Origin of the sequence: Mesorhizobium sp. WSM4906, assembly GCF_029674625.1 — a bacterium.
Lineage (GTDB): Bacteria > Pseudomonadota > Alphaproteobacteria > Rhizobiales > Rhizobiaceae > Mesorhizobium.
In genome coordinates this window covers 6,340,034-6,365,967 of record NZ_CP121355.1, presented here as the reverse complement: position 1 = coordinate 6,365,967, position 25,934 = coordinate 6,340,034, and the positions used below count along the sequence as shown (strand labels likewise).

Annotated in this window: 18 protein-coding genes and 1 tRNA gene; 11 read left to right on the top strand and 8 right to left on the bottom strand. The window is 63.2% G+C overall.

What is annotated here, in order from left to right; translation table 11 throughout:
* Window positions 1–213 precede the first annotated feature (213 nt).
* The 6 genes from QAZ22_RS30745 to QAZ22_RS30720 all read left to right on the top strand — a co-directional run bounded on the left by QAZ22_RS30745 (window position 214) and on the right by QAZ22_RS30720 (window position 7,454).
* Window positions 214–1,662, top strand: coding sequence for an XRE family transcriptional regulator (locus tag QAZ22_RS30745; RefSeq protein ID WP_278204663.1), 1,449 nt, complete (start codon window positions 214–216; stop codon window positions 1,660–1,662).
* Between the two features lie 167 nt (window positions 1,663–1,829).
* On the top strand, window positions 1,830–2,780 hold the full coding sequence (locus QAZ22_RS30740; RefSeq protein ID WP_278207992.1) for a DMT family transporter: 951 nt from the start codon (window positions 1,830–1,832) through the stop codon (window positions 2,778–2,780).
* Window positions 2,781–3,121: 341 nt separating this feature from the next.
* Entirely contained in the window at window positions 3,122–4,219 is a 1,098-nt protein-coding gene (locus QAZ22_RS30735; protein WP_278204662.1) for a polyamine ABC transporter substrate-binding protein, read from the top strand.
* A gap of 304 nt (window positions 4,220–4,523) precedes the next feature.
* Complete coding sequence (locus QAZ22_RS30730; protein WP_278204661.1) at window positions 4,524–5,663, top strand: ABC transporter ATP-binding protein; 1,140 nt, start codon at window positions 4,524–4,526, stop codon at window positions 5,661–5,663.
* A gap of 10 nt (window positions 5,664–5,673) precedes the next feature.
* Window positions 5,674–6,639, top strand: coding sequence for an ABC transporter permease subunit (locus QAZ22_RS30725; protein WP_278204660.1), 966 nt, complete (start codon window positions 5,674–5,676; stop codon window positions 6,637–6,639).
* Window positions 6,636–7,454: an ABC transporter permease subunit gene (locus tag QAZ22_RS30720; protein WP_278075354.1), complete on the top strand. Its 819-nt coding sequence runs from the start codon at window positions 6,636–6,638 to the stop codon at window positions 7,452–7,454. The genes QAZ22_RS30725 and QAZ22_RS30720 overlap by 4 nt, the downstream gene beginning before the upstream one ends.
* Before the next feature lie 59 nt (window positions 7,455–7,513).
* Here the strand turns inward: QAZ22_RS30720 and QAZ22_RS30715 are convergent, their stop codons facing one another.
* Window positions 7,514–9,421, bottom strand: coding sequence for an AsmA family protein (locus QAZ22_RS30715; RefSeq protein WP_278204659.1), 1,908 nt, complete (start codon window positions 9,419–9,421; stop codon window positions 7,514–7,516).
* Window positions 9,422–9,685: 264 nt separating this feature from the next.
* Here QAZ22_RS30715 and QAZ22_RS30710 point away from each other — a divergent pair, with 264 nt between their 5' ends.
* Window positions 9,686–11,644: an acetoacetate--CoA ligase gene (locus QAZ22_RS30710; RefSeq protein WP_278204658.1), complete on the top strand. Its 1,959-nt coding sequence runs from the start codon at window positions 9,686–9,688 to the stop codon at window positions 11,642–11,644.
* Window positions 11,645–12,230: 586 nt separating this feature from the next.
* On the opposite strand, the gene QAZ22_RS30705 is transcribed toward QAZ22_RS30710, so the two are convergent.
* A complete protein-coding gene (locus tag QAZ22_RS30705; RefSeq protein ID WP_278204657.1) occupies window positions 12,231–16,076 on the bottom strand; it encodes a PAS domain S-box protein in 3,846 nt (1,281 codons plus the stop codon).
* A 244-nt stretch (window positions 16,077–16,320) separates the two neighbouring features.
* On the opposite strand from QAZ22_RS30705, the gene QAZ22_RS30700 reads away from it, so the two are divergent.
* Both QAZ22_RS30700 and QAZ22_RS30695 read left to right on the top strand, forming a co-directional pair.
* Window positions 16,321–16,782 carry a phasin gene (locus QAZ22_RS30700; protein WP_278075350.1) on the top strand — a complete coding sequence of 154 codons (462 nt, stop codon included), beginning with the start codon at window positions 16,321–16,323 and terminating at the stop codon, window positions 16,780–16,782.
* A gap of 336 nt (window positions 16,783–17,118) precedes the next feature.
* Window positions 17,119–17,195 (top strand) — tRNA-His (locus QAZ22_RS30695).
* 73 nt (window positions 17,196–17,268) lie between these two features.
* On the opposite strand, the gene QAZ22_RS30690 is transcribed toward QAZ22_RS30695, so the two are convergent.
* The 6 genes from QAZ22_RS30690 to QAZ22_RS30665 all read right to left on the bottom strand — a co-directional run bounded on the left by QAZ22_RS30690 (window position 17,269) and on the right by QAZ22_RS30665 (window position 23,729).
* Window positions 17,269–18,003 carry a ribonuclease activity regulator RraA gene (locus QAZ22_RS30690; protein ID WP_278204655.1) on the bottom strand — a complete coding sequence of 245 codons (735 nt, stop codon included), beginning with the start codon at window positions 18,001–18,003 and terminating at the stop codon, window positions 17,269–17,271.
* Between the two features lie 24 nt (window positions 18,004–18,027).
* A complete protein-coding gene (locus tag QAZ22_RS30685) occupies window positions 18,028–19,191 on the bottom strand; it encodes a mandelate racemase/muconate lactonizing enzyme family protein (RefSeq protein ID WP_278204653.1) in 1,164 nt (387 codons plus the stop codon).
* 24 nt (window positions 19,192–19,215) lie between these two features.
* Window positions 19,216–20,313, bottom strand: coding sequence for an ABC transporter ATP-binding protein (locus QAZ22_RS30680; RefSeq protein WP_278204652.1), 1,098 nt, complete (start codon window positions 20,311–20,313; stop codon window positions 19,216–19,218).
* Window positions 20,314–20,322: 9 nt separating this feature from the next.
* A complete protein-coding gene (locus tag QAZ22_RS30675; protein WP_278204651.1) occupies window positions 20,323–21,213 on the bottom strand; it encodes a carbohydrate ABC transporter permease in 891 nt (296 codons plus the stop codon).
* Complete coding sequence (locus QAZ22_RS30670; protein ID WP_278204650.1) at window positions 21,210–22,169, bottom strand: sugar ABC transporter permease; 960 nt, start codon at window positions 22,167–22,169, stop codon at window positions 21,210–21,212. The genes QAZ22_RS30675 and QAZ22_RS30670 overlap by 4 nt, the downstream gene beginning before the upstream one ends.
* 78 nt (window positions 22,170–22,247) lie before the next feature.
* Complete coding sequence (locus QAZ22_RS30665) at window positions 22,248–23,729, bottom strand: sugar ABC transporter substrate-binding protein (RefSeq protein WP_278204649.1); 1,482 nt, start codon at window positions 23,727–23,729, stop codon at window positions 22,248–22,250.
* Between the two features lie 212 nt (window positions 23,730–23,941).
* Between QAZ22_RS30665 and QAZ22_RS30660 the strand changes: the two genes are divergently transcribed.
* Together QAZ22_RS30660 and QAZ22_RS30655 are read left to right on the top strand one after the other, a co-directional pair.
* Window positions 23,942–24,652, top strand: a complete 711-nt coding sequence (locus tag QAZ22_RS30660) for a GntR family transcriptional regulator (RefSeq protein WP_278204648.1) — start codon at window positions 23,942–23,944, stop codon at window positions 24,650–24,652.
* A gap of 56 nt (window positions 24,653–24,708) precedes the next feature.
* Window positions 24,709–25,875, top strand: coding sequence for a mandelate racemase/muconate lactonizing enzyme family protein (locus QAZ22_RS30655; protein ID WP_278204647.1), 1,167 nt, complete (start codon window positions 24,709–24,711; stop codon window positions 25,873–25,875).
* The last annotated feature ends 59 nt before the right edge of the window (window positions 25,876–25,934 follow it).

The following is a 25,934-nucleotide window of genomic DNA, read 5'->3' as shown; positions in this document are numbered from 1 at the left end:
CTTTCGCGGAAGTCATTTCGGCGCCGTTGGTGTGTGACATCATTTACATTGCGACGCAAAAAGGGCCAGAAAAACCAAGGGTTCCTGCCAAAAATAAGAGAAAAACTGTGTTGTGTTTGACAGGTTGGTGCTGTAAATTTGTCATGATTGTAAAAGGGGGATAGGCGGCGGCGACCACGCGCTTCCGTGTAAATTCTTGTCAAGGATAGATGATTGGTCGACCAGAAGATCTTTGCCGGGTCGCGCATCCGCCGGCTTCGCAACGCCAAGGGGCTGACCCAGACGGCGATGGCCGAAGGGCTGGCCATCTCGCCGTCCTATCTCAACCTCATCGAGCGCAACCAGCGGCCGCTGACGGTTCAGTTGATCCTCAAGCTGGCGTCCGTCTACAAGATCGACCCGCACGAACTGCAGGGCGAGACCAAAGGGTCGATCGCGGCGCTGAAGGAAGTGTTCGGCGATCCGCTGTTGGCCGGCGAATTGCCGGGGGACCAGGAACTGATCGATCTCGCCGAAATCGCGCCGAACGCCTCCACGGCCATGGTAAAGCTGTTTCGCGCCTATCGCGAGCAGGCCGAGCGGCTATCGGATCTCAATGAGCTTCTGGCGCGCGAAGGCAGGGCGACCGCATTGTCCGGCACGCGGCTGCCTGTCGATGAAGTGCACGAGACCTTCGAGCGTCGGCCGAACCATTTCGCCGCGCTGGAGGAGGAAGCGGAAGCCTTCATTTCGCTGCTCGATCCTGGAGACGACCTGTTCGGGGCGCTGAAAGCTTGGCTGAGGCGTGAGCACGGCATCGTGGTCAAGGTGCTGCCGGTCGCCACCATGCCGAACTGGCGCAGGCGTTATGACCGCCATTCGCAACGCCTGTTCCTGTCCGAGCGGCTCTCCCCCTTCGATCAGTTGCGCGAGGTCGCCATGGAAGCGAGCCTGATGCGCATGACCGTCGCCGTGGCCGCTGAGATCCAGGCGTTGAAGCTGGCGACCGACGAGGCGCGCCGGCTCGCCCGCTTCGAGCTCGGCCGCTATGCCGCGCACGCCCTGATGATGCCCTATCAGGCCTTTCATGCGGCGGCCGTCCGCGCCCGCTACGATATCGACGTTCTGCGCTCGCGTTTCGGCGTGTCCTTCGAACAGGCGGCAAACCGCCTGACCATGCTGCAGCGGCCGGGCGCGGCGGGCGTGCCGTTCTTCATGCTGGAGGTCGACAATGCCGGCAACCGCTTCCGCAAGGCCGGCAGCCAGGGCTATCCGCAAAGCCGTTTCGGCGGCGCTTGTCCGAAGCTTCCCGTACATGCGGCCTTTTCGCAGCCTGGCCGGATCCTGGTCGAGGCGGTGGAAATGCCCGACGGCGCCGAGTTCCTCTGCATCGCCCGCACGCTCGAAGGGCCGCAAGGCGCCTTCTCCGAGCGGCCGCGGCGCACGGCGCTTCTGCTCGGCTGCGACATCGGCTTTCGCGACGAGATCGTCTACAGCGCGGCGCTGCCAGGGCCGGCCGCCGGCAAGACCGCGCAGGGCACGGCCTTCGCCACGCCGGTCGGTCCGGCCTGCAGGCTCTGCGAGCGCGTCGGCTGCCTGGCGCGCGCCGAGCCGCCGGTGACGCGGCCGCTCGGCCTCGATGAGATGGTGACGGGCCTCAGCGCTTTCGATTTCCAGGGATGATGCTTGCCGCCGAGCCTCAGCGGTCCTGCGAGGCACAGGCGACTTTGTCCCATATTTCAGTGGATGCTGGATCACGCGTGGCTTTCGCCTTTGCGCTACGCGATTGGGACATGGAGTTGTCGTCCGTGGTGGATCGTACCGCCTGCAACTCGCTGACAGTCGTGCCCATGTCCGATACCGCTTCGCCCCGCATTGCCTTGCCTGCCGTCTCGCCGCGCGAGGAGCGGATCGGCATGCTGCTGGTCTTCCTGTCGGCGCTGATGTGGAGTTTTGGCGGCACCATCGCCCGCTTCATCCATGTCGGCGACAGCTGGACAGTGGTGTTCTGGCGCTCGCTCTGGGCGGTGGCCTTCCTCGTCGCCTTCATGGTCTGGCGCGACGGCTGGCGCGGCACCTCGAAACTGTTCCGCGACATGGGGCTGCCCGGGCTTGGCGTCGCCTTCTGCTTCGCTACCGCTTCGACGAGCTTCATCGTCGCGCTCGCCTACACGACGGTCGCGAACATCCTGTTGATGCAGGCAGGCGTGCCGCTTCTGGCGGCCTTGCTCGCCTGGGCGTTGTTTCGCGAACGTGTGAGCCCGGGGACCTGGGCGGCAATTGCCGCCGTCATCACCGGCGTCGCCATCATGGTCTCGGAATCTTTGGGCGGCGCCGTCTCGCCGATCGGCGACGGGCTGGCGCTGCTGATCGCGGTGATGTTTTCGTTCGCGACCGTGATCACCCGGCGCTTCGCCCATGTGCGCATGGTTCCGGCCACGTGCCTCGGCGCGCTGCTGGCCGGTGCCTTTGCCGCCTCGCAGGCCACGGAATTCGTCGTCTCCGCGCGCGATATGGGCTTTCTCTTCGCCCTCGGCGTGATCAATCTCGGCGTCGGCCTTGCCTTTTTCGCCATGGGCGCGCGGCTGGTGCCGGCGGCCATCGCGGCACTGCTCGGCACCTTCGAGCCGATCCTCGGCCCGATCTGGGTCTGGCTCGTCCATTCCGAGGTGCCGTCGGTGCGCACCATCATCGGTGGCGCGGTCGTGATCACGGCGCTGCTCGTCCATATCGCATTCGAGTTCAAGCGGCAGACCCGGCCCGAGCGGCCGGGCATTACAGGCCTGCCATCCCCTAATTGATGCTACATAAGCGTTTGCCATTGACAACCGTGTCGCCGGGCGGGCAGGCTGCGATTACGGCAACAACAAGACAGGCGTATCTTGCCAAGTGTCTCTGCCGGCCTCACCGGGGCCGGACCGCAACGTCATATTTCTGACTACGCCGCGGCGAACGCCGCTGACGCCGCCCTGATACCCTTCCGGAGGGGGTGCAAGGGCCGGAACCGCTACTCAACGATCCAGCGCGGTTCCAGCAGGTCGCGCTCATTGCCCTCCGGAAAGCTCAACAATCCGAACCAAACGCCGTCCCGCGCCCATATCGCGCCGAGCCGGCAGGGGAACATTCACCAAAGGAGAACATCATGATCCGCAAAGCGCTTTTGCTTTCGGCGACCTCGGCATTCCTGACGCTCTTTACCGTAGGCGGCCATGCCGACGATCGCGTCGTCAATGTCTATAACTGGTCGGACTACATCGACAGCTCGATCATCGACGACTTCACCAAGAAAACCGGCATCAAGGTCGTCTACGACACCTTCGATTCCAACGAGATCCTGGAGACGAAACTGCTCGCCGGCGGCAGCGGCTACGACGTCGTCGTGCCCAGCGCCAACTTCCTGGCGCGTCAGATCCAGGCCGGCGTCTTCCAGAAGCTCGACAAGTCGAAGCTGCCGAACATCTCCAACATGTGGGACGTCATCACCGAGCGCACCGGCAAGTACGATCCGGGCAATGAGTATTCGGTCAACTACATGTGGGGCACGGTCGGCCTCGGCTACAACGTCAAGAAGGTGCAGGCCGCGCTCGGCACCGACAAGGTCGACAGTTGGGACGTGTTCTTCAATCCGGAGAGCCTGGCCAAACTGAAGGACTGCGGCGTCTATGTGCTGGATTCGCCCGCCGACATCATTCCGGCGGCGCTGAAATATCTCGGCCTCGACCCGAACAGCACTTCGCCTGACGACATCGCCAAGGCCGAGGAAGCGCTGCTGAAGGTTCGACCCTATATCCGCAAGTTCCATTCGTCCGAATACATCAACGCTTTAGCCAACGGCGACATCTGCCTGGCGGTCGGCTGGTCGGGCGACGTGTTCCAGGCGCGCAACCGCGCCGAGGAAGCCAAGCAGGGCGTCGAGATCGGCTATTCGGTGCCGAAGGAAGGCGCCCAGATGTGGTTCGATCAGATGGCGATTCCGGCCGATGCGCCGCATGTCGCCGAGGCGCTCGAGTTCATCAACTACATGATGACGCCGGAAGTCATCGCCAAGTCGTCGAACTACGTGCTCTACGCCAACGGCAACAAGGCCTCGCAGCAGTTCGTCGACAAGGCCCTGCTTGAAGACACCTCGGTCTACCCGGACGAGGAGACGACCAAGAAGCTTTATACCGTGCAGCCATACGATCCCAAGACACAGCGCGTCATCACGCGCACCTGGACCAAGATCGTCACCGGCCAATAGGCACTGAGGAGCGACCCCGGCAGCCAATTGCCGGGGTCGCTTTCTTAGCGCAATTCCAGGAAAAGTGTGTAGCGGTTTTCCGTTCCGGAATTGCGTCAAAACAAAGAGACAGAGCAATTCCAGGAAAAGTGCGTAGCGGTTTTCCGTCCGGAATTGCGTCAAACAAAGAGACAGAGCAATTCCGGGAAAAGTGCTTGGCAGTTTTCCGTCTGGGATTGCGTCAAAACAAAAAGCTAAAGCGGTTCTGCGTTTCCTTGAAACGATGAGCGGTTCTAGCTGAAAGAAACAGAACCGGAGTGGGGATATGAAATCGCTTGGCAGCATCCGCAGGGATTTCGCGCCATGGAATGATCCGAACGCCAAGCCGTATATCCAATTCGACAAGGTGACCAAGAAGTTCGGCGACTTCACCGCCGTCAACAATCTGTCGCTGACCATCTTCGAGCGTGAGTTCTTCGCCCTGCTTGGCGCCTCGGGCTGCGGCAAGTCGACCTTGCTGAGGATGCTCGCCGGCTTCGAGGAGCCGACCGCGGGGCGCATCCTGCTCGACGGCCAGGACCTGCGCGGTATCCCGCCCTACAAGCGGCCGGTGAACATGATGTTCCAGTCCTATGCGCTGTTTCCGCATATGACGGTGGAGAAGAACATCGCCTTCGGCCTCAAGCAGGAAGGCATGCCCGCCGCCGACATCGAAAAGCGTGTTGCCGAGATGCTGAGGCTGGTCAAGCTCGAGCAGTTCGCCAAGCGCAAGCCGCATCAGCTTTCCGGCGGCCAGCGCCAGCGTGTGGCGCTTGCCCGCTCGGTCGCCAAGCGGCCGAAGGTCCTTCTCCTGGACGAGCCGCTCGGCGCGCTCGACAAGAAGCTGCGCGAGGAGACGCAATTCGAATTGATGGACCTGCAGCAGGAACTCGGCCTCACCTTCGTCGTCGTCACCCACGACCAGGAGGAAGCGATGACCATGGCCGACCGCATCGCCATCATGGACAAGGGCGAGGTGATGCAGGTCGCCACACCGGCGGAAATCTATGAGGCGCCGACCTCGCGCTTCGTGGCGCATTTCGTCGGCAACGTGAACATGTTCGAGGGCAAGGTCGCCGAGCGGGCGGCCAATACGACGCGCATCACCGGCACGACCGGCGCGCAGATAGTCGTCGAGAATGCCGCCGATACCGCCAAGGGCGCCGACATCGTCTTCGCGATCCGGCCGGAGAAGATCAAAGTCTCGTCGAAGAAGCCGGCGGATGCCGTCAACGCCCTCGAGGGCGAGGTTTATGACGTCGCATATCTCGGCGACATGACCGTCTACCACATCAAGCTCGATGACGGTCAGATCGTGCGGGCGAGCGCGTTGAATGCCTCCCGCGTCACCGAGGATCCGCTGACCTGGAACGACCGCGCCTGGGTTTCCTTCCGGCCCGACGCCGGCGTCGTGCTGACCAGGTAGGAGCGGGGCCATGACCCAAATCGCCGCCACCGCCTCCTCATCGGCCGAGACCGCCGCTCAGTTGCCGACCAGGCTGGCGAAGGGATTCGTCAGCCGCCTCGTCATCATCGTCCCCTATCTCTGGCTGCTGTTCTTCTTCCTCGTTCCGTTCATCATCGTCTTCAAGATCTCGCTGTCGCAGACGGCGATCTCCATGCCGCCCTACACGCCCGTGCTCGATTTCAGCGATGGCGTGTCCGGATTCTTCGCCGGATTCCGCGAGCTCAACTTCGACAACTACACCTGGCTCACCCAGGATGCGCTCTACTTCAATGCTTATGTGACCAGCCTGATCATCGCGGCCATCTCGACGGTGCTGACGCTGATCGTCGGCTATCCGATCGCCTATGGCATGGCGCGCGCGCCGGCGACGGTCAGGCCGACACTTCTGATGCTGGTGATCCTGCCGTTCTGGACCTCGTTCCTGATCCGCGTCTATGCCTGGATCGGCATCCTCAAGCCCGAGGGGCTGCTCAACCAGGTGCTTTTGTCGCTGCATCTCATCAGCCAGCCGCTGGTCATTCTCAACACCTACGCCGCGATCTTCATCGGCATCGTCTATTCCTACCTGCCCTTCATGGTGCTGCCGCTTTATTCGTCGCTGGAGAAGATGGACTATTCGCTGATCGAGGCGGCGCAGGATCTCGGCTGCCCGCCGACCGGCGCCTTCTGGAAGATCACCTTTCCTCTGTCGCTGCCGGGTGTGATCGCCGGCTGCCTGCTGGTGTTCATCCCGGCCGTCGGCGAGTTCGTCATCCCGGATCTTCTCGGCGGTTCGCAGACGCTGATGATCGGCAAGACGCTGTGGAACGAGTTCTTCGCCAACCGCGACTGGCCGGTCTCGTCGGCGGTGGCGGTCATCCTGCTGTTGGTGCTGACCGTCCCGATCATGTTCTTCCAGCAGGCTCAGGCTCGTGCACAGGAGCAAGGCAAATGAACGCCACCTGGAGCCGCTTCAACATCACCTCGATCGTGCTCGGCTTTGCCTTTCTCTATCTGCCGATCGTGCTGCTCATCGTCTTCTCCTTCAACGAATCGAAGCTCGTTACCGTCTGGGGCGGCTTCTCGACCAAATGGTATGTGTCGCTGTTCCACAACCAGGGCCTGATGGACGCCACCTGGGTGACGGCGCGCGTCGGCGTCATCTCGGCCACCGTGGCGACTGTGCTCGGCACGCTGGCCGCGATCACCTTGACGCGCTACACGCGCTTCAAGGGGCGGGTGCTATTTTCCGGCATGGTCTTTGCGCCGCTGGTCATGCCGGAAGTCATCACCGGCCTGTCGCTGCTGCTGTTGTTCGTAGCCGTTGGGCTCGATCGCGGCTTCTTCACGGTCACGCTCGCCCACATCACCTTCACCATGTGCTTCGTGGCCGTCGTCGTGCAGTCGCGCCTGGTCTCCTTCGACCGCTCGCTCGAGGAAGCGGCCATGGACCTCGGCGCGCCGCCGGTGAAGACCTTCTTCCAGATCACCTTGCCCGTGATCCTGCCGGCGATCATCTCGGGCTGGATGCTGGCCTTCACGCTTTCGCTCGACGACCTGGTCATCGCCAGCTTCACCTCTGGCCCGGGGGCCACGACGCTGCCGATGAAGATCTACAGCCAGGTGCGTCTCGGCGTGACGCCGGAGATCAACGCCGCCTGCACCATCCTGATCGCCGTGGTCGCGGTCGGCGTCATCATCGCCTCGATCGCCAACAAGCGCCGCGAGGTCCAGCGCCAGCGCGACGAGCAGGCGGCGCAGCGTGGGTGAGGAAAAGGACGGGCGCGACCTGCGACTTGCCTTCCTGTCGGTTGCGCGCTGTTCGGAAATTACTGGCCTGAAACGCCCCGGCTGATTGGCGAGATGAACGGCGTGCTCCAGTTGCCGCCGACGAAGAACAGCGACTGCTTTGGTGGCGGCGGCGCCTGCACGGCCGCCTGACCGCCGGCGGCCGGTTGCTGCGCCGGCTGTTGCTGTCCGGGCTGTTGCTGCGCAGGCTGCCCGTTCGGGATGACGCCGCCGGAGAGCGCCAGCCCGCGTCCGCTATAGGAGGCGATGCCCGAAAGCCAGATCTTGTACTTCTGTGAATTGACCTCCGCCTTGTCCAGCCGCGCCACGCCTTTCGAGATGCTCGCCTTGATCTCGGCGCCCTCTATCGGCAGCGAGCCGTCGGCGACGTCGTCGAGCGCGAAGAATCCGCCCTGTTCGTTGCGCTTGAGGAAGGCGGGCAGGTTGAGCCCGTTGAGCGAGCCTGGTCCGAACGTTGCCGAAAAGGATCCGTCGGCATTCTCGAAGATGGAATCCCAAGCCTTGCCCGGCCCCTTGAGGATGACCGAGACGGTGCCGGTGCCGGCCGGCACCAGTCGCGTCATCCCCGCCGCGGTGGCGAAGGCCCCGGTATCGACATCCGACGCCAGGAGTCGCATTTCGACCTGAGTGCCGTCCGGCTTGCGGTCGAAACGCAGGCTGCTCTGGATGTTGCCGTTGAAGGCAGATGCGTCGGAAATGTCGAAGACGGCAAGTCCGTTCTTGACCTGCGCGGTTGCGGCGACGTCGGCCAGCTGGACCGGGCCGGCGGTGGCGTGCGCCGCCGACAGCCTGAGATCGAGGTTGATCTTGTCGGCGAAGCTGGTGTCGATCTCGCCGGGACCCGCTTGGCCGGCCGGAGCGATCGGCGTGAAAGCTGAAAGGAACGACCGAAGATCGAGCGTGTCGAAGGCGAGCGTTCCGGAAATGACGGGCAGCGCCTCGCTGAACGAAAAGTCCAGCGCTCCCATGCCGGGATTGTTGTCCAGCGCTACCGTCGTGTTCTCGAATTTCGCCCGTCCGGCCGACGCCGTCACCTTGCTCGTGACCGAGACGGAACCGATCGCAGCGCCGGGCGCGATGCCGGCCTGCGACCATTCGAGCAGGCGTCTCAGCGAAGGGGCGGCGAATTTCGCCTGGCCGTCCAGATAGGCGTTCTCCGACATCGAGGCGACGCCGTCGAAGGAGAGCGTGGCGGGCGCCGCCTTGAAGGCGAACGTGACGGGCGCGACGCCTCCGGCAAACAGCACCAGCGGTTTGGCCGAGGAAAAATCGACCTGGACGCTCTCGCCGCGCCATATACCGGTCGCCGTGAGCGCGGCTTCGCTGTTCATCGCTGCCCAGTTCACCTGGCCGCTGAGGCTGCTCAGGATCTCGGTGTCCTTGCCGCCGGCCGAGGTCACGATGCGGCCGTCACGAAACTCGACGGTGCCGAACGGATCGGAAGGCAGTCTGCCGAGATCTGGCTTTTGCGGGTTCGCGGTGACAACGCCGCGCGCGGTGTCTATCGAACGCGTGATGCGGCCGCCGGTCGGCAACGGCGGCAGATAGAAGCCGCTCGCCGTACGCTCGACCCTGATGGTCGGTCGCACCAGCCTTGCCGTCGAGAATTGGACGTCGCCCTGCAAGGCGGCCATGGCGGAGAGGTCGACCTCGACACGCTCGGCTTCGACCACCGGCGGCGCGTCGGTCTCGGTCCATTGCGACAGCGTCACGTCGCTGAGGATTGCCCGGAATTTCGGCCATACCTCGATGCGCGGCGAGCCGTCTATGGTGACGCGAAAACCGCTCCAGGCGCTCAATTCCCAGGCGATGCGGTCGCGCACGATGCGCGTCGAGGCAATCAGCGGCAAGGCGGCGAGGGCGAGCGCGATGACCAGCACGGCAACGCCGATCATCCACACTCCGCGCCGGATCAAAGATGATGGCATCGCGCCCCGTTATGCTTCCATTGCCGACAAATCGCCCGACGGGTGTAACCGAGAGCTGACGCTTTTCAAGTCTTTATGGCCCTGCGATGGCATTTGCGCCCTATCCTTATCGGCGATTCCAACAACATCTTGCTCTGCTGCGCTGCGGTATGCATAAGCGATAAACCCGTCCGGCCCGCAAACGCCACGCCGGTTTTGGGACAACGACGCAGGCGACATCAGGCTTAACTGCCGCAATCGCGACGCGCTTTGGGAGGAACGATGATGGCCGCCGACACCCCTTTGTGGACGCCGACGCAGGACCGGATCGCCTCCGCGCCCATGACCGCCTTCATGAAGGCGGCCGCAGCGAAGTCGGGAGAGGCTTTCTCCAGCTATGCGGAGCTGCATCGCTGGTCGATCGAAGATCGCGAGGCGTTCTGGAGCCTGGTCTGGGATTTCTGCGGGCTTGTCGGCGACAAGGGCGAGCGCGGCCTCGTCGATGGCGAGAAGATGCCGGGTGCGGCCTTCTTTCCCGATGCGAAGCTCAATTTCGCCGAAAACCTCCTGAAGAAGACCGGCGGCGGTCTGGCCATCGTCTTCCGCGGCGAGGACAAGGTCGAGCGCCGGCTGTCCTGGAACGAGCTTCACGCGCTCACCTCGCGCCTGCAGCAGCTCTTTGTGTCGCTCGGGGTCAGAGAGGGCGATCGCATCGCCGCGATGATGCCCAATATGCCCGAGACCGTCGCCGCCATGCTGGCGGCAAGCTCGATCGGCGCGGTCTGGTCTTCCTGCTCGCCCGATTTCGGCGAACAGGGCGTGCTCGACCGTTTCGGCCAGATCGAGCCGGTCGTCTTCATCGCCCCCGACGGCTATTGGTACAACGGCAAGGCGATCGAGGTCGCCGACAAGGTCCGGGCGGTGGCAGCGAAGCTGACAACCCTGCGCAAGGTGCTGATCGTCGACTATCTCGGAACCTCCGCCGATGTCGCCGCCACCATCGACGAGGCAGCGGCGCTTGAAGAAGCGCTCTCGCCCTACGCGGTCAAGCCGCTCGCCTTCGAGCGGCTGCCGTTTTCGCACCCGCTCTACATCCTTTTCTCCTCCGGCACGACCGGCATTCCGAAATGCATCGTGCATTCGGCCGGCGGCACGCTGATCCAGCACGTCAAGGAACAGCGCCTGCACGCCGGCCTGCTCGACGGCGACCTTTTCTTCTACTTCACCACCTGCGGCTGGATGATGTGGAACTGGCTGGTCTCGGGCCTCGCCTCGGGCGCGACCTTGCTGCTCTACGACGGCTCGCCCTTCTATCCCGACGGCAATGCGCTGTTCGATTTCGCCGACGCCGAGAAGATGACCTATTTCGGCACCTCGGCGAAGTTCATCGATTCCGTGCGCAAGGCGGGGCTGAAGCCCATCAAGAGCCACGACCTCGAAAGCGTGCGCACCATCTCCTCCACCGGCTCGCCACTGTCACCGGAGGATTTCCGCTTCGTCTATGATGGTATCAAGAAGGACGTGCACCTGGCCTCGATTTCCGGCGGCACCGACATCGTCTCCTGCTTCGTGCTCGGCGTGCCGACAGAGCCGGTCTGGACCGGCGAGATCCAGGGTCCCGGCCTTGGCCTTGCGGTCGACGTCTGGGACGACGACGGCAAGCCGGTCAGGCAGGAGAAGGGCGAGCTCGTCTGCACCAAGGCGTTCCCGTCGATGCCGATCGGCTTCTGGAACGACCCGGAAGGCAAGAAATATCGCGCCGCCTATTTCGAGCGTTTCGACAATATCTGGTGCCATGGCGACTTCGCCGAGTGGACGGCGCATGGCGGCATGATCATCCATGGTCGCTCCGACGCCACGCTCAATCCGGGCGGAGTGAGGATAGGCACCGCCGAAATCTACAACCAGGTCGAGCAGATGCCGGAGATCCTGGAGGCGCTCTGCATCGGCCAGGATTTCGACAATGACGTGCGCGTCGTGCTGTTCGTGCGGCTGGCCGCCGGCGTCGCCCTCGACGAGGATCTGGAAAAGCGCATCCGCGCCAGGATCCGCACAGGCGCCAGCCCCCGCCACGTGCCGGCCAAGATCGTTGCCGTCACCGATATCCCGCGCACCAAATCGGGCAAGATCACCGAGCTCGCCGTGCGCGACGTGGTCCATGGCCGCGCCGTCAAGAACAAGGAGGCGCTCGCCAACCCCGAGGCGCTGGAACTGTTCAGGAACCTGCCGCAGCTCGAGAGCTAGAGCCAGGCGGCTTGTTGCCGGCAGAGATTTCCTGCTTTGTTGGAGTGACCCGTCACAACGTTCAAGATTAGCGAAACGCCTTCGCGGTCGTCATCCTAGGGCGGAGCAAGGAGCGAAGCGACGCGCGCAGACCCTAGGATCCATTCCGTGATGCTAAGGCGTTGCAACGTTTACAGAATTCTGCTCCCGCTGCACTCTTCGGCTGAGGTAACGGCATGGATCCTTGGGTCTCCGCGACGGAGCTTCGCTCCTGCTTCGCCCAAGGATGACGACGTCACGAAGGCTTCGGCCAATCGCCAAGGTCCGCGATACGTCAGGTCGTAGAACGGCATCCGCATAGTTAACAAAAAGTGGCGGTCGAATTTACCTAGATTTCACGAGTGGTACACATTCGTAAATTTTTTCGGCCCCCGGTAAGGACTTGTTAAGGGACGGCGCCGATAGTCGCACGTAACTTGAGGGAGAAATCCCGTTCCTCGTCCCCTGAGGATCAGATTCGCTCAAGTCCCCGTTGTGACAGCAATCCCATTTCAAGGCGTCCATTGGACGCCTTTTTTCTTTCCTGGATCGCGAGCCGAAAACGCGATTATTCGGCCAGCACGCGCGTCGAAGGGAAGGCGATCTCGACCAGTGTGCCTTCGCCGGGCGTCGAGGTGATGGTGAAGCGTGCGCGGTTCGCCTCCACCATCGCCTTGGTCAGCGGCAGTCCAAGGCCGGTGCCGTCGCCGCGGCCGCGTTTCAGCGCGTTGATCTGCTTGAATGGCTTCAGCGCCTGCTCGATTTCGGCCTGCGTCATGCCGATGCCGGTGTCGCGCACCCGCATGACGACGTCGCCGGAGGCCTCGTAGGCGGTGGAGACGATCACTTGTCCGCCGGCCTGCGTGTAGCGGATGGCGTTGGACAGGATATTGAGGGCGATCTGGCGCACGCTTCTCACGTCCGCCACCACTTCCGGCAGCCGTGAGGCGAAGCTGGAGCGGATGATGACGCGCTCGCGGTTGGCCTGCGGCTGCATCATCGCCACCGTTTCGGCCAGCGTGTCGTTGAGCGACACCGCTTCGTACGCCATCTCCTGCTGGCCGGCCTCGATCTTGGAGATATCCAGGAGATCGTTGACGAGGTCGAGCACGTGATTGCCCGAACGGTTGATGTCGCGCAGATAGTCGCGGTAGCGGTCGTTGGCGACCGGACCGAACTTCTCGTCCACCATCAGTTCCGAAAAGCCGATGATGGCGTTGAGCGGCGTGCGGATCTCGTGGCTGATGCGGGCGAGGAAATCCGTCTTCTGCGAGGAAGCGCGCTCTGCCACGGCGCGCGCCTGGGTGAGGTCCTCCTCGGCACGCTTCCACTGGGTGATGTCGCGCACGACGGCACAGAAGCCGCTGTCGTTGGGCAGCCTGCCGATGGTCATGAACAGCGGGATGAAGCGCCCCTGCGCCTCGCGGCCGATGACCTCGCGCCCGTCGTTGAGCAGACTGGCCACACCCGGCTCGGAGAGGCCGGCGAGATAGTCGCGCGCCGCGCGCTGGCTCTCGATGGCGAACAGCGAAGCGAAGGGCTTGCCGGCGATCTCGTCGCTGTCGAAGCCGAACAGGGCTTCGGCCGGACGGCTGATCGAGCGGATATTGCCGTCGCGGCCGATCAGCACCACGCCGTCGGTGGCGGTGTCGATGATGGTGCGCATTTCGGCGATGCGCGACTTGAGCTCGGAAACGTCCGGCTGTTGGCTCGGCTCGTCGTTTGCCGCGCCGAAGTGCGCCGCCGGCGCTTCGTCCTCGCCGGAGCGGCGCACCACCAGCATCAGCGCCTTGCCGTCGCGCCACGGCACGGAGCGCAGCAGCGCATCGATCGGGAATTCCTGGCCCTGGCGGGTCGTGAGCTTCAGCGAACGGTCGCTTTCGGCGGCCTCGCCGTCGTCGGCGTAGTGGTCGGAGAACAGCGCGCCAAGCCCGCCGGCATCGGTAAGGTCCTCAAGCGCGTCATAGCCGGTGAGCTCGAGGAAGGCGTCATTGGCGTAGTGCAGCACATCGCCGGAATGGATGAGTAGCGGCACCGGCAGCCTGGCGACGATGGACGTGTCCGGCGCCCTCGCTTCCTCTCCGGTGGAGAAGGCCGACGGCACGAAGCCTTCGAGCTTGAGCGGCGGCACCGTGAGGCGCGGCCGTTCCGGAGGCGTCGCTTTCGCTTCGCCGGGCTGTTCAACTGCGGGCAGGGTGCCGTCGGGTCCGGCCCAGTCCTCGCTGTCTTCCGCATCGCGAAAGTCGTCGGCCGTCATGCTGTCGTCGTCAGCGCCGGCGTTAGAGGCCTCGGCTGGCCGTTCAGCCCTTGGCTCAACCGCCTTTTCCGTCGCGGCGGTCTGGCGGGTTTCGGAATCCGGCGCTTCATCGGCGGCTTTCTCGCGTCCGGCATAGTCGAGCAGCGAACCGGACGCGGGTGAGGCTTCCTCGCCGGTTGCCTCGGAAGCATCGTCGGTGCCGTCGAGCCGAGCCAGATCCTTTTGATCTTCCGCCTCGGTCTGTGCCTCGGCCGTCTCATCGGCATCATGGCTGGTCACGACAGGCGCTGCCAGATCGGATTCGCCGGTCTTCCTCTCACCGGTCGTCGGTTGTTCGGCCGCTGGGCCGGCGGTGGTTGCATCGGGCTGCTTTTCAACTTCAGCCGTCAGCGGCTCGGCCGGGCCGGCACTGTCCTTCCGCAATCGCTCGCCGATCTCGCGAAAGGCGCTGCGCTCCAGGATCGACAGGCCCCTCTCATGTCCCGGCTTATCGCTTCCTGGCTTGTCAGGTCCTGGCTGCTTGTCGTTGGCCGGCTGCCTGTGCTCGGCCAGCCGGATCACCTTGTCGGCATAGCGCCGCTCTGGCTTCGGCACGATGGCCAGCGCGGGCACCTCGCCCCGGAACGGGTCGGCAGACTTCGGCGGCTCCGCCGCCGGCTGCTCTGCGGCAGGTTCGGCTTCGGCTGGCGCGGCGCCATTGGGTACAAGTGCCATGCCCAGCGCTTCCGGATCGACGACGGCGTCGGCGCTGCGCGCGACGCCGAAGCCGCGGAAGCCCTCGAAGGCGCGGCTGCGGCCATAGACGGGCAGCGCCGCAAGATCGACGGGGATCTTCAGGTCCGTGCCCGCCACCGGCCAAAGCACCGAGCGTCCCGACCAGGTATCGCGCCGCTCGAGCAGGGTGGCGATCTCGCCCGATGCGTCGAGCCCGAAAGTCGTGGCGACATCCTTGAAGCGGCGGCCGATCACATCCGCGGCCGGCTTGCCGACGATGTCGGCGAATTCCGGCGACAGCGCGCTGAATTTGCCCTCGGCGTCGGTGCGCCAGACGAAACGCAGCGGCGACACCGAACGGTCGATGTTGCGAGCCGCGGCCGGCCCTGCCTGAGCGGCGGTTTCGGCGACATCCCGGCGGCTTTCGGCGACGGTATCCGTCGGTTCGACCCGCGCCGGTGCTTCCTGCTCAGGCACATCGTCGCCGCCGGCGTTGAAATACCAGTGGTCGTGCTGCGCGGGGCCGGCATCGACAGTCCGTTTGCCTGCCTTGGTGGCATCCGGCGCGTCGGCCGTGGTCTCTTGCGTTGGTTGGGCGCGATCAGCGGGCCCCGCCAGGGTTGCAACCGCCTCTCCACCCGCGGTCGCAGCCGGGGGCGAGATATCGTGCTCTCGGACCGACTCGGCTTCGGTGGCGATGCCCTTGTCTTCGGGGGCGGCGGACGCGCCTTCCGGCGCCGCCGCCTGATCGCCGCCAGGCCGGTCGTCCTGCTGGCCGTCGAGCTGGTCCTCGTCGATCACCACCAGGAGATGGCGCTGGTCGGTCAGTCGCGCGAAGCCGGCCGGGTAGGAGGTGCTTGCGCCGGGAACAAGGCGCTTGACGACGCGGTCTCCGGCACTTGCCACGTCCGCGACAAGGGCAGCCAGGGTTTCCGGCTTGATGCCAAGCGCCGCGAAGCCTTCCGAAGCCGCCTCGACATGGCCGCGGGCGTCGACGAAGGCGATGAAATGTCCGGCCTCGGTGAAGCCGCCTATGGCGCGGCTGGCGATTTCAGCGGTACTGCGCGAACCGGTCTGTGCCGCTGGTATCGCCAGCAGGATCGCCTTTTCGCCGTCCGGCATCGTCACCGTGCTGGCGAGCAAGCCGATGGCGCGGCTCACCATGCCGGTCGCCAGCCTGACGGTGATGGTGCGGTCGCTGCCGATGTCCGGAAAGCCGCTGGTCGCCATGATCTGCCGCCTGGTGATGAGCGGCAGTCGTGCCGAGGCGCCGATGATGGCTTCGATATCAGGATAGCCGAACACCGCGGCGCCGGGACCATTGGCCCAGATCACCTGCTCGAGGTCGGCCGACAATATGGCAAGCGCGTCTCCGGCGGCGAAGCGCTGGCGCACTGTGTCGAGCACGGCAACATCGAGAAAGGAGTAGTTTTCAGGCGGCATGTGCTGGCGAACCCCGGAGCGGGCATTTTCGGTTAACGCTTTGTTAATAAAAGCGTACGGGGCGAAGGTCCACAAGCCATGCCGTGTATCGGCCGAAATCTCTGGGCGCGTGGTTAATGATATGGCGATTTTTATGGTGCGCTGCAACAAAGATATTGCAATGCACAAAAGTTGCCTTTATATTGCCATCATACATGAACGAGACGGCTTTCTGTCAAAGCCGCTACCCCTGAAAGGTTGGAAAATGTCCAAGACTGGCAAGACCGCTGAGACCATCGAAAACGTCGAATTCCCGAGCTTCGACGCTTCCAAGGCCACCGACCAGATCCGCGCTTTCGCCGAGAAGGGCGTCGAGCAGTCGAAAGAGGCCTATGCCAAGTTGAAGAACGGCGCCGAGGAGACACAGAAGGTTCTGGAGTCGACCTACGAGACCGCCAAGACCGTTTCCAGCGACCTGTCGCTCAAGTCCATCGCCATCCTGCGCGCCAACGCCGAGGCCAGCTTCTCGCATCTCGAAGCCCTGGTCGGCGCCAAGACGCTTTCCGAGGTCGTCGAGCTGCAGACCTCCTTCCTGCGCAAGCGCGTCGAGATGGCCATCGAGCAGGCCAAGGACTTCCAGACCGTTGCCTCCAAGGCCGTCGAGGATGTCTCCAAGCCGGTCAAGACCGCTTTCGAGAAGGCGATCAAGGACGTCAAGGCGGCCTGATACGCGCTGCGAACTGCATCAAAACGTCGCATTTTGTCAGACAAATAGATGTGCGATAGATTGAGCAGATGAATACCCGGGGAGTGAAATCTCCTCCCTTCGCTCTCCGGGGTGACCAGCCAGCTCCTCCTCCCGCTGGCTCGTAACAGGAAAAGGCCGGCACCTCCTCCCGCCGGCCTTTTCTTTTGCCCGGCTAAAACGGGTGCCGGTTCGCCGAACCGATCTTTGCCTTATCAAAGGCCTTGAATTAGACTCTGTTAGCCCGTAAGGGACGCATCGCCGACGACAGAGCGGACGCGGAGAATGATTTCTTCTCGATTGCGCTCAAGCGGACGTGCCGTTGTAGCTCAGTTGGTTAGAGCACCAGATTGTGGATCTGGGGGTCGCTGGTTCGAGCCCAGCCAACGGTACCACCGCCTTCTTGCGCTGATTTTCCTGGATCGTGCTATCCGCCGCGAGGTGATCCATGCGCTACCTTGGCTTCTCCTAGCGCCTTGTCTTGCGCCACGCCTCGTACTCCCCGCGGGCATCGTCATGCAGCGGATAATAGCGTTGCAACGGCGCGCCCTGCATCAGCTTCTCCCGCGAGAACTCTTCCCAATCGTGATGCTTCTTCGCGTCCTCGATCACTTGCGGGGCCATTGAGACTGGAACCACCACCACCCCGTCATCGTCGGCGACGATGATGTCGCCGGGGATCACCGTGACGCCGCCGCAGGCAATCGGAACGTTGACGGCGTTGGGATAGATGCTGGTTTGCACATGGTAGTTGGGCGTCCAGCCGCGCAACCAGAGGGGCAGATCGAGCTTTTCGACATTGGGCCGGTCGCGCATGCATCCGTCGATGACGATGCCCGCGCCGCCTCTGCCCTTGAAATAGGTCGACATCATATCGCCGAAGACGCCGGAGCTCATGTCGCCGCGCGCGTCGACCACGACGACGTCGCCCTCCTGCGCGTGATAGAGCACGTGCCGGTGCAGCTGCGTTTCCGGATCCGCATATTCTCCCTCGTTGAACAGATCCGGCCGCTGCGGCAGGAACTGCAGCGTCAACGCCGGGCCGACGATCGACTTGCCGTGATTTTGCGCTACCGGACCGACCATATGCGGATTGCGAAAGCCCATATGGCCAAGCGTGCCGGCAACCGTCGCGGCGCCGATCTCCTTCAGTGCGTCGATCAGGTCCTTAGGCGGCCGCGTGATGTCGGGGGTGTGCGTCATTGTCGGACTCCGGATGAGATGGCATTACCAGTTGGTGACGGAACCGTCGCGGCGCTTGAGGTGAGGCGCTTCCCAGAAGCGGAAACTCTGCGCCTGGATCGCTGCTTCGTTGATCTCGACGCCCAGCCCCGGCAGATCGCCGACCGGATAGTCTGTGCCGTCGAGCCGGGGCTGCACGGGGAAAAACTCTGAATTGTCGAAGCCCAGCTTTCTTTCCGGCGCCCTTGTCTCCAGCCACGCGAAGTTCGGCACGGCGGCGGCGAGATGCATTGTCGCGGCCGTGCACACTGGGCCAAGGGGATTGTGCGGCATCAGGTCCACGTAGTGCGCCTCGCTCCAGCCCGCGACCTTCATCGCCTCCGTAAGTCCGCCGACATTGCAGACATCGAGCCGGTTGAGCTGATGGATGCCGCGCTCGATGTAAGGCATGAACTGCCACTTGCTGGCGAATTCCTCGCCGATGGCAAAGGGGATGTCGGTCATCGTACGAAGAGCCTCGTAGGCCTCCGGCGTCTCGTCGCGTATCGGCTCCTCGAGGAAATCGAGCACGCCGCGGCCGAGTTTGTTGCAGAAGCTCGCCGCCTCGGCCACCGACAGCCGATGATGATAGTCGATGCCGAGGACGGCGTCGTCGCCAAGCGCTTCGCGCGCCTTGTTCAGCATGGTCGCCGTGGCGCCGATCGACTCGCGCGGCTCGAAGATGTCCCTGCTGCTTTGCCCGACCGGGAAGAAGCGGATCGCCTGCCACCCCTGTTCGCGCAGTTCGCGGGCCCGTTCGATGGCTGCGTCGCCCTCGGCCTCGTCTCCGGTCGAGGCGAAGGTCGGGATGCGGTCGCGCTGCTTGCCGCCGAGCAGCTCGTAGACCGGCACCCCGAGCGCCTTGCCCTTGATGTCGTGCAGGGCGATGTCGATGGCCGAAATCGCCGCCTGCAGGACCCGCCCGCCTTCGAAATACTGGCTGCGATAGACCTCCTGCCAGATCCGGCCGATCTGCATCGGGTCGCGGCCGACGAGAAACTCGCGATAGTGCTCGATCGCGCCGGCCACGGCCTTCTCGCGGCCGCTCAAGCCGCTCTCGCCCCAGCCGAAGATGCCTTGGTCAGTCTCGACCTTGACGAGCATCTGGTTGCGAGTTCCCACCCACACCGGATAAGGCTTGATGGCGGTGATCTTAAGCTTTGTCGTCATCCACGCACACGCATTCGCCCCGTCTCAGTGGGCACCGAGAGCCATTTGAGTTTCGCCGTCGAAAAGGTGCATGCGCTCCTGATCGAACTCGAGCCAGATCTGCTCGTCAGGTGTGACGGTGATGTTGGGTGACACACTGATATTGACGATGGCGCCGGAGAGGAACGCTTGCACGAAGGTTAGGTCTCCAGTTGGTTCCACCGTATAGGCCTTGGCCGGAATGGCGCCGGGGACCGCGCTCTTGTGCAGCTTGATCGTCGAATGGCGCGCACCCAGCACGACCTTCCTGGTGGTCGCCGCCTGGACCTTGCGCGCGTTGGGTTGCGACAGCGCGAGGCTCCAGCCCTCGGCGCTCGTCAGAGCGGTATCGCCGTTTGCCGTGGATGCCTCCAGCGGAATAAGGCTCATTGCCGGGCTGCCCACGAAGCTTGCGACGAACATGTTGACGGGATGGGCGAAGACCTGCGCCGGCGAATCGTATTGCTGCAGGTAGCCGCCGTTCATCACGGCCATCCTGTCCGCCATGGTCACGGCCTCGAGCTGGTCGTGCGTCACATAGATGATCGTCGCCTTCAGGTCCTGATGGAACCGTTTGATCTCGGACCGCATCTGCACGCGCAGCTTCGCGTCGAGATTGGAGAGCGGTTCGTCCATCAGGAATACCGCCGGATCCCGAACAAGGGCGCGGCCGAGCGCCACGCGCTGCTGCTGCCCGCCCGAAAGTTCGCGCGGCTTGCGCTCGAGCAACTGCGTCATGTCGAGAACGCGCGCCGCTTCCCTGACCTTCTTGTCGATCTCGTCCCTGGGCAGCTTGCGCATCTGCAGCGGGAAGGCGAGGTTCATATAGACCGACTTTTGCGGATAGAGCGCGTAGTTCTGGAACACCATTGCGATGTCCCGGTCTTTGGGGTCGAGGTCGTTGACCACCCGGTCGCCGATGAAGATGTCGCCCGATGTGATCGGGGTCAGGCCCGCGACGAGATTGAGCGTGGTTGTCTTGCCGCAGCCCGAAGGGCCGACGAGCGCAACGAACTCGCCGTCATTGACCGTCAGCGAAACCTCGTTGACGGCTTTGAAGCCGCCATAGGTCTTGACGAGATCTTTGAGGACCACATGGGCCATCGGCAGCTCCTAGTGCTTGACCGCGCCTTCTGTAAGGGCGCGCACGAAGTATCGTTGCAGGACGAGGAACAGCACCACGACGGGTACGCTCATCATGAAGCTGGCCGCCATCAGGCCCGGAAAGTCCGTCGTATTTTCTGAGAAAAAGCGCTGGATGCCGACCGGCAGCGTCAGCTGTTCGTTCTTGGAGAGGAAGGTGTAGGCGTAGATGTATTCGTTCCACGCACCGATGAAGGAGTAGATCGCCGTGGCGATGATCCCCGGCGCCGAGAGCGGCATCACGATCAGGAGGAAGGCCTGGAACCGCGTCGCTCCATCAATGCGCGCCGCCTGCTCGAGCTGCACCGGGATGTTGTCGTAGAAGCCCTTGAGCAGCCAGATCGCCAGCGGCAGTCCAAAGGTGAGGTAGGTGAGAATGAGCGATCCATGCGTGTTCACCAGTCCGATCGCCCGCATCAGGACGAAGAGCGGCACGAGAAAGATCACCGCCGGGAACATGTTGCGCAGCAATACCGCGAAGAACAGGAAGTTCCGGCCCGGGAAGGTGAAGCGCGAGAACGCGTAGGCCGCGGGAACCGCCACGATCACCGAAAGGATCGTCGTGGCGGTCGAGACGAAAAGGCTGTTCCAGAAGAAGCGGAGGAAGTCCTGGCCGACGCTGTTCTGCGGATCGAGCAGCTTCTGGTAACTGGCGAGGGTCGGCTGGTCGGGCCACCATTGCGGCGGGAATCGCATCGCCGCGAAGCCCGACTTGATCGAGGTGAGCAGCATCCAGATCATCGGCAACGCGGTGTAGAGCAGCATGAACACCAGGAAGATGCGCCCGCCCCACCGCCATCCGTCGATGCGCATGCGACGACGGGTCCGGTCTCGAGGAGCTGTCTCGGCAATCGTGCTCATGCGCCGCGATCCTTCCGCTCGTTGCCGCTCAGCGCACGGACGTAGAAGTAGCCGAGCGTCATCAGGATGAGGAACAGAAGCACCGAATAGGCCGACGCCACCCCCCAGCGCTGGCGGCCGAAGGCGAGCTCGTAAATGTGGGTGATCCAGATATGCGATGCGTTCGACGGCCCGCCGCCGGTCATGATCCACGGGATGATGAAGGAATTGAAGTTGGCCACGGCCAGCAGCAGGATCGTCACCGTCGAGACGTTCCTCAAATGCGGGAAAGTTACATGCCAGAAGCGCTGCCATGCATTGGCCCCGTCGACTTTCGCGGCGCGCAGCAACTGGTCGGGGACCGTCTGCAGGCCGGCCATCATCATGATCATGGCAAACGGAAACTCGCGCCAGATATTGACGACGATCAGGGAGGGCAGCACCGTGCTGACGCTATCGATGAAATTGGGCGGCCGGTCAGCCAATCCGAGGCGGACCAGGATCGCGCCGATTATCCCAAAGTCCGAATGGTAGATCCACTTCCAGATATAGGAGGCGGCGACCGCGCTGATGACCCAGGGGATGATCAGGATAGCGCGCAGGACGCCGCGGCCGACGAAGTCGCGGTGGAGCGCCAGCGCGGCGCCAAACCCCAGGACAAAGGAGAAGAAGGTGGACGCCAGCGTCCAGATGAGCGTGTTCCAGGTGACCCTCCAGAATACCTCACTTGTCAGGATGGCCGTGTAGTTGTCGAAGCCGACGAAGATCTTGTCCCTAAGCTGCAGGCCAGGCGGCGTATTGAAGAACGACAATTCGATCGTGTAGTAGATCGGGTAGGCGATGACGATCATCATCACGACGATCGCAGGGAGCACGTACGCGTAGTCAGCGCGATGCTCCCCAATCCTCCGCAACGCGCCCGGCCGGCCGGGCAGCAATCTTCGGCGAGCCTCGGTGCTGCTGTTCACGATCGTCACTTGTGGCGTGCCCTTGTTCTTCGGGACGAACCGGCTGCACGCTCGGCGCAGCCGGTCGGATCGCAGGTCAGGCTTGGACTAGAGTCCGCCGCCCATCAGGTCTTTTACCCTCTTGGCCGCGTCGTCCGCCGCTTGGTCGACGGTCATCGCCCCGGTCAGGGCATTCTGCAGCATGTCCGGAACGATGATGTTCATGATCTCGGGAGACTGCGGCAGGGCTGGGAACGGGATGCCGTATGGCAACATCGACGTTGTAACATCGAGGAACTTGATGCTGTCCAGACGCTCCTTCATCCATTTGGTCTTGAAGCCGTTGAGGTTGCCCGGGTTCGAGCCGGCGTATGCCATCTTCAGCGACCATTCGGGGCTGGTCCACATGCAGATGATCGCTTTTGCGGCCGGCTCGTCCACCTTGCCGCCTTCGACATATTCGGGCTTCAGGATGTGAATGTTCGAGCCGCCGAACACGACTGCGCGCTTGCCGTCGGGGCCGGTCGGAATGAGGCCGTAGCGCATGTTGTCGATGACGGTCTGCGCCTTGTCCTTGTCGGTGCCGGTCGCCTTCTTCTGCAGGTCGAGCATGACGTTGTAGTCGGACGGGTGCGAGATCATCATGCCGAGCTGGCCGGCCAGGAACAGAGGCTGGTTGTCGGCCTGCTGGTTGGTCAGTGCCGAAACCGGAACCGACTTGTCGCGAACATACATGTCGTAGGAGGCCTGCAGCGCCGCCTTGCTCTGCGGGCTGTTAAGCTCGATGTCCTTATAGGTCGGGTTCGCCTTTGCTTCGTCGAAGACGCCGCCGCCATAGGCCCATAGCTGCGGCATGAAGCGGTACGGCGTATTGCCGGCATTCTTGCGGGCCACGAGGCCATAACCGGCAATGCCGAGCTTGTCATGGATCTGCTTGGAATACTTGACGACGTCGTCCCAGGTTGCCGGGGGCTTGTTAGGATCGAGACCCGCGCGCTTGAAGATGTCGGCGTTCCAGATGAACGCCATCGTCTCGTTGTTGGTTGGAATGCCGTAGGTCACCCCGTCCCAGGTCACCGCCTTCATGGCGCCGGGCCAGAAATCCTCGGTCGAATAACCCACATCCTCAGGCTTGAGCGGCTGCAAATAGCCCTTCGAGGCGAATTCGGTGCCGCCCAGGATCTGCAGGCGGACCGCCATCGGCGCTGCATTGCCGAGCAGCGCCGTGCGGACCTTGTCCAGAAGGTCGTTGTAGGTGAGGGCCTGTTCCTCGAGCTGGATGTTCGGATAGGTCTTGCGGAAGTTTGCGAAGAAATCCTTGTAGTACTGGCGCAGAAGGTCGGGGTCACCCTCGAACACGCCCTGATACCAGAAAGTCAGTCGCCCCTTGTAGTCGAGCGGGGTGACCTTGGCGCAATCGGCCGCCGTGTCAAAATCCTGCGTGCCGGCAATCGAGCGCACATATTCCGGCGACCACTTGCTCAGGTCCACCGGCGGCGCAGCCAGTGCCGGCGCCGACATCAACGATGCCATTAAAGCAGTTGAGACAGTGCCGCGCAGGACGGCACCGCCGAGTGTAATCCTCGTCATAGGTATCCTCCAGGTTTCTCTCCCACGCCGCTTCGCTTCGAGGCAAGCGGTCCTTCCTCGTTCGGCCGCGGGACACTGTTCTGTGTACCCCATCGGCCGTCTTGTACGTTTTCAGATCGTGAATTGTCTGTCAACGAGCTGGATCGTACATTGTTTATCGAAACTTTGCGTGATAATCGGATAGAATGTGTATTAGCCTAGGGGAGCGGGCTTTGGCCGAAACAAGCGACTTTAAAGCGAAGCCACCTGCGGGGATTGATCCCATAGGGGCCTCCAGCGAGGGCGCCTCGCTTTATGAACTGATCAGGGAAGACATCATCGAGGGGCGGCTGGCCGCCAACGAACGGCTTGTGGTCAGCGATCTCGCCCGGCGTCACGGCACCTCGACCAATCCCGTGCGCGAGGCCTTGCAGCTGTTGCGCGGCGAGGGCTTCGTCATCTTTGCCCCCAACCGCGGAGCGCGCGTGCGACCCATAGATCAGGATTTCGTGCGCGATATCTACGAGATCGGCGTTCTGATCGAGCCGGCCCTGACGCGATGGTTCGTGAACATGGCCACTGGCGAGGACATCGCGGAACTCGAACGTCTCCAAGGCCTGATCGAGGAAAACAACTTCGCCAACACATTCCGGCACAGTGAACTCGATACCGCCTTCCATACCGTGATGTACCAGCGGCACTACAACCGCCATGCCGCCGAGCTTTGGTGGAAGCATCGCGAAGTGCTGCGCGCCGTGAGCCGGCGTTTCGATTTCACCCTCGCGCGCCGTGCCGCGATCATTCGCGAGCACCGCGAGCTCATCGCGCTCGTAAAGGCGGGAGATGCCGACAAGGCGGCCGAACTCGTCGCCCGCCATGTCGAGGGCTCCGGACGGCACATCCTCGAACACATGCGTGCCCGCAACGCCGCGCGGGCCGGATAGAACGCCCAATCTTAGAACATCGGCACCCCTGGAAACTTCAGATAAAGGCAGTTGAGATGAAGATCACGAGTATCCGGCCGTGGCTGATCAAGTCCGATGCTTCCTGTTGGGGAGAGTATCTGTTCGTCGAAGTGACGACCGACGAGGGAGTGAGCGGTTGGGGAGAGATCACCACCACGACAAAGCTCGCCAACCGCGCGCTGTGCACCATCCTGCGGCAGATCGGTACCGCCATGACAGGCGAGGACCCGGCGCGTATCGAGCATCTCTGGCACAAGATTTTCCGCAGTTTCACCTACATGGGCAGTCGCGGCGCCGCCGTCGAATGCGTCAGCGCCATCGACATAGCCCTCTGGGACATCCGCGGCAAAGTCCTCGGCAAGCCGATCTACGAGCTGCTGGGCGGGCCGGTGCGCGATGAGATCGCCCTCTACACCCATCCCAACCAGGCCAAATTCACCAGCAAGGAGGCGGTGGTCCGCGAGATTCGGGATATTGTCGAGTCCGGACACACCGGGCTCAAGTTCGATCCTTTTCCCCACCAGGGCCCCAGCGTCGATGGCGTGGCCCGCGAAAGGCGGGACGGCTACCTCGACGGTGGCATGACGCGCAAGGACGAACGCGAAGCGGCCGAGCTGACGGCCCTGATCCGCGAAACGGCCGGACCCGATGTGGACATCCTCATCGATGCGCATGGCCGCTTCGATGTTCCCACCGCCATTCGCCTCTGTCGGAGCCTCGAGGAAGCGGGCCAGATCGATTGGTTCGAGGAGCCTTGCCCGCCCGAGAGCCTCAACGCGCTCAAGCAGGTGCGTGAGAAGGTCAGCGCCGCCATCTCGTGGGGCGAGCGCGGCCACACGAAATGGGATTTCGTGCCGGTGCTCGAGAACAAGCTCGCCGACTACATCATGCCCGACGTGACCTGGACCGGCGGGATTACCGAGCTGAAGAAGATTTCCGCCCTCTGCGAAGCCTACTACGTTCCCGTCTCGCCGCACGACGCCGCGGGACCGATCAACGTGGTTGCGGGAGCGCAGGTGATGATGACGGTTCCCAACTTCTACAAGCTCGAAACGTCGGAGTGGGATCTCTCCAAATACGATCACCTCATCGACAGACCGCTCGACGTTTCGAACGGCAGCCTCAAGCTGACGTCGAAGCCTGGTCTCGGCGTCGAGATGAACCGCGACTATCTGCAGGCCCACGAGATCGAGCTGGCCTAGCAACCCTCCATGTCCAGCATGCGGGGCAACAAGCCCCGCCAAACAAAGCGAGGATAGGC

Excerpts from the sequence above, each read along its gene's own strand:
- QAZ22_RS30690 (WP_278204655.1), bottom strand. The coding sequence starts at position 18,003 with ATGACGCACACCCCCGACATCACGCGGCCGCCTAAGGACCTGATCGAC.
- QAZ22_RS30735 (WP_278204662.1), top strand. The coding sequence starts at position 3,122 with ATGATCCGCAAAGCGCTTTTGCTTTCGGCGACCTCGGCATTCCTGACG.
- QAZ22_RS30705 (WP_278204657.1), bottom strand. The coding sequence starts at position 16,076 with ATGCCGCCTGAAAACTACTCCTTTCTCGATGTTGCCGTGCTCGACACA.
- QAZ22_RS30725 (WP_278204660.1), top strand. The coding sequence starts at position 5,674 with ATGACCCAAATCGCCGCCACCGCCTCCTCATCGGCCGAGACCGCCGCT.
- QAZ22_RS30700 (WP_278075350.1), top strand. The coding sequence starts at position 16,321 with ATGTCCAAGACTGGCAAGACCGCTGAGACCATCGAAAACGTCGAATTC.
- QAZ22_RS30675 (WP_278204651.1), bottom strand. The coding sequence starts at position 21,213 with ATGAGCACGATTGCCGAGACAGCTCCTCGAGACCGGACCCGTCGTCGC.
- QAZ22_RS30715 (WP_278204659.1), bottom strand. The coding sequence starts at position 9,421 with ATGCCATCATCTTTGATCCGGCGCGGAGTGTGGATGATCGGCGTTGCC.
- QAZ22_RS30710 (WP_278204658.1), top strand. The coding sequence starts at position 9,686 with ATGGCCGCCGACACCCCTTTGTGGACGCCGACGCAGGACCGGATCGCC.
- QAZ22_RS30680 (WP_278204652.1), bottom strand. The coding sequence starts at position 20,313 with ATGGCCCATGTGGTCCTCAAAGATCTCGTCAAGACCTATGGCGGCTTC.
- QAZ22_RS30655 (WP_278204647.1), top strand. The coding sequence starts at position 24,709 with ATGAAGATCACGAGTATCCGGCCGTGGCTGATCAAGTCCGATGCTTCC.
- QAZ22_RS30665 (WP_278204649.1), bottom strand. The coding sequence starts at position 23,729 with ATGACGAGGATTACACTCGGCGGTGCCGTCCTGCGCGGCACTGTCTCA.
- QAZ22_RS30685 (WP_278204653.1), bottom strand. The coding sequence starts at position 19,191 with ATGACGACAAAGCTTAAGATCACCGCCATCAAGCCTTATCCGGTGTGG.
- QAZ22_RS30720 (WP_278075354.1), top strand. The coding sequence starts at position 6,636 with ATGAACGCCACCTGGAGCCGCTTCAACATCACCTCGATCGTGCTCGGC.
- QAZ22_RS30740 (WP_278207992.1), top strand. The coding sequence starts at position 1,830 with ATGTCCGATACCGCTTCGCCCCGCATTGCCTTGCCTGCCGTCTCGCCG.
- QAZ22_RS30730 (WP_278204661.1), top strand. The coding sequence starts at position 4,524 with ATGAAATCGCTTGGCAGCATCCGCAGGGATTTCGCGCCATGGAATGAT.